Origin of the sequence: Wolbachia endosymbiont of Drosophila leontia (assembly GCF_028981785.1) — a bacterium.
Classification (GTDB): domain Bacteria; phylum Pseudomonadota; class Alphaproteobacteria; order Rickettsiales; family Anaplasmataceae; genus Wolbachia; species Wolbachia pipientis.
In genome coordinates this window covers 1-3,141 of the sequence record NZ_JAPQLK010000179.1, presented here as the reverse complement: position 1 = coordinate 3,141, position 3,141 = coordinate 1, and the positions used below count along the sequence as shown (strand labels likewise).

5 protein-coding genes and 2 tRNA genes are annotated in these 3,141 nt (G+C 36.9%); 1 reads left to right on the top strand and 6 read right to left on the bottom strand.

The genetic code is table 11. The features are described 5' to 3' along the window. Positions 1–53: 53 nt before the first annotated feature. The 6 genes from OZD63_RS05945 to OZD63_RS05920 all read right to left on the bottom strand — a co-directional run bounded on the left by OZD63_RS05945 (position 54) and on the right by OZD63_RS05920 (position 2,622). Entirely contained in the window at positions 54–293 is a 240-nt protein-coding gene (locus tag OZD63_RS05945) for a 2-amino-4-hydroxy-6-hydroxymethyldihydropteridine diphosphokinase (RefSeq protein WP_274980019.1), read from the bottom strand. After that, positions 290–676 (bottom strand): dihydroneopterin aldolase, encoded by a 387-nt coding sequence (locus OZD63_RS05940; RefSeq protein ID WP_275008368.1) that lies wholly within the window; start codon positions 674–676, stop codon positions 290–292. Before OZD63_RS05940 ends, OZD63_RS05945 begins: the two co-directional genes overlap by 4 nt. A gap of 39 nt (positions 677–715) precedes the next feature. Continuing rightward, positions 716–1,372, bottom strand: coding sequence for a CADD family putative folate metabolism protein (locus OZD63_RS05935; protein ID WP_275008367.1), 657 nt, complete (start codon positions 1,370–1,372; stop codon positions 716–718). A gap of 70 nt (positions 1,373–1,442) precedes the next feature. Beyond that, a tRNA-Ile gene (locus tag OZD63_RS05930) sits at positions 1,443–1,519 on the bottom strand. A gap of 42 nt (positions 1,520–1,561) precedes the next feature. Further along, positions 1,562–1,885, bottom strand: a complete 324-nt coding sequence (gene trxA / locus OZD63_RS05925) for a thioredoxin (RefSeq protein ID WP_182320954.1) — start codon at positions 1,883–1,885, stop codon at positions 1,562–1,564. Between the two features lie 116 nt (positions 1,886–2,001). After that, positions 2,002–2,622 (bottom strand): ribonuclease D, encoded by a 621-nt coding sequence (locus OZD63_RS05920; RefSeq protein ID WP_275008366.1) that lies wholly within the window; start codon positions 2,620–2,622, stop codon positions 2,002–2,004. Between the two features lie 172 nt (positions 2,623–2,794). Here OZD63_RS05920 and OZD63_RS05915 point away from each other — a divergent pair. Continuing rightward, positions 2,795–2,867, top strand: a tRNA-Gly gene (locus OZD63_RS05915). Positions 2,868–3,141: the final 274 nt, after the last annotated feature.

Below are 3,141 nucleotides of genomic sequence, written 5' to 3'. Positions count from 1 at the left end.
TAGATATACCTCTTTCTTAACTATGCTTATTTTACCTCATATTTTCGAGATCCTTAACAGGTTCTAAGGCCCTTTAACAGCTCTTCAGGAGAAGAAGAACAACTTCCATACACAACCATATTTAGAAATGGCCTGTCCCACCCAGGTGGAGCATCATTTGGTAAAATAGCCTTAGTTTCCAGAATAATTGAAGATTTTAAATTTTTAAAATAGCGTTCCTGCAGTAACTGAGCAGCCTTTTGTAAATGGGAAAAGCGATCCCCCATATTTGAGCCAATAGAAATGTAAATCATTCTTGCAACGCATTACGATAAGTAAAGAAAACACCTCCATGCACACTGGGGACAGGTGGTGCAACTTTGTGAATAGTTACGCCTATAGAAGAAATAATAAGCTTTTTTTGCATCACAAGGTTATTAATGGTCCTGTATATATCATGAGTTAAATGCTCGATTAAGTTGAATTGCTTGCTTTGAACGAGAGATTGAATACTCTGAACTACCTTCAAGTAGCATATAGCATCCTCAAGCCGGTCAGTTGTAAGTCCTAAAGGGGGGGATTTAAAGGTAAAATCAATATTAACACTAACTAATTGAGAATGATACTTCTCTTCTGCACTATAGCCTAAATGAACCCAAAGCCGTAAGTCAGATATAAGAAGATTACATGCAGACATTGCATTCCAACATCACTGAGTTTAAGCTACTTACAACTACTAACACACGCTAGCATTCATCGTTCCATCAAGAAAACCCCACAAGAGCCTTGCTCCCTTTTGAGTACCCTGCATAACTTTATCTTGCTCTTTTTCATCTAGATCTTCAATAAGATTTGCACATTCCTCAGAATGCCATTCATCAGCATGCATATGGACCGTAAAAAATTGAAGAGAACGCTCATCACTTATTGAATAGTGTTTTTTTAAACCTTCAATTTTAGACTTGGAAACCTCTGGAGTTTGACGTTCGTAAGCGTACAAGGCTCCAAGACCTGCTGCAAAACCTGATCTTACAATGTCAAAGTGACCATCAATTAATTCTTGTGTCTCCTTAATCTGTGCACTTTCACGAAGATCAGATCGCGCAACGCCAAGCCCTTCAGCAAAACGCTTCCATAACTCTGGATGATTTTCATCACCTTGTTCCTCTTCTGTTAAATTACCAAGTAAAACCTGTCGCATTTTTAGATCTGGGCACAGAAAATGTATACCACTGATGTAACGAGGAAACGCAGCAACGTGGTGATAATATTCTTTAGCATGGGTTTGTAAAGCTTGCAAGCTTAAGCTTCCTGTATTCCATGATTGGTAGAATGGATGATTTAGTAAGTGCAATTCATCTAACTTGTTATTTAGAGACTTAGTAAATTTCATTATTTCCTCTGTTATATCAACATATAATTCATATACTATAGTTCTCTCATTGTTACGATCATGCTAACAATGGTGGGATTGGTAGGACTCGAACCTACGGCCAATTCGTTATGAGCGAACTGCTCTAACCGACTGAGCTACAATCCCTTTTATCAATATTTATAATACACACAAAAGCAAATTTGTCTATTAGCTTATTTCACTATCAACCCAACTTAGCAAATCATTTGTTGCACCAATTTTGCGTGCAATTTCCTTACCATCTTGAAATATAATCAAAGTAGGTATAGATTGAACCCCATACTTACTTGGCACTTCAGTTTCTCCATCTATATCGAATTTGCAGATCTTAATCTTGCCCTTTCTATCCTTAGCCAATTGTTCTATGCGTGGCATTAGACTTTTGCATGGCCCGCACCATTCTGCCCAAAAATCTACCAGCACGAACCCTTTATAGTCAGTGACTTCAGATTTGAAATTTTGATCATTTACCGATGTTATATCATCACTCATAAAATACCTAAATTTTTGTAAAATATAGCGCATCAATTAGCAACTAATCAACTAAATTCTTACCGCAGAGCTTGAAAAATTGCCCTAAAGTGTTTTGCACAAACAAAAAACTTCTATTACATCTGGTGGTTAAAGATATCCACGTTTTCCCAACCCATTAAGTCTAACTCAATACGAGTAGGAAGAAATTCAAAACACTTTTGGGCCAATTCTTTTCTATTTTCACGTTCCAGCATTAAGTCTAGCTTTTCCTTTATCCTATGGAGATACAAAACATCAGATGCAGCATAACTTTTTTGTTTGTCTGTTAAATTTTCATTTCCCCAATCAGAAGATTGCTGTTGCTTATTTAGTTTGGTATCAAGCAGCTCTAAGCACAACTCTTTTAAGCTATGATTATCTGTGTAGGTGCGAACCAAACGTGAAGCTATTTTTGTGCAATAGCACGGAAGCGCCCAAGTTTCCAAGTAATAACGTATTATGCTCGCATCGAATCGCGCGAAGTGAAATATTTTAGTTATATTTTTATCCTCTAATATTTTTCTTAAATTTGGCGCTGTATAATCGTTCTTAAGTTGAACTAAGTGAGCGTTGCCATCATTAAAAGAGAGCTGCACAAGGCATAATCTATCTCTGCTATGAAGTAGCCCCATTGCCTCGGTATCAACAGCTATAGACCTTATATCATCTGGTATTGAACTAGCTGGCAAGTCGTCTTTATATAAAAATATTCCCATAAAGCTTTGTGGAATAATTAAAAACTTATGATAATCAAAAATAAGCCTTAAGTATACGAAAAGATCATAGAAGGAACCACGCAAGTTTATGGGCTCTCACATTTTTCGTGTACACGGGGTTTACAAATCGCTGTATATGCCTATAATTAAGTAAATTTAGGTTAATTTAATTGCGGGAGTAGCTCAGTTGGTAGAGCGCAACCTTGCCAAGGTTGAAGTCGAGGGTTCGAACCCCTTCTCCCGCTCTTTACTTTCAAAATCATTTCGTCAAAAATCCCTTGACAAACTCCGCCAGCCCCCTTATCATGAGACTGGAGCTATTTATTTATCTTCTCTGTACAGATTAAATGACAAAAAAACTCGCGTATCTGGCGTCCCATGTTTAATTTTTTGCACTATGTCCACCTTATGTCTTTATAAAATTTCTAGGTTTTTACCTAATATAAGCCGAAATGCGCTATTTAAAACATCAAAAAACGCCGATTTAAAAAATGGATAGTGAATAACTAGCTACCCTAG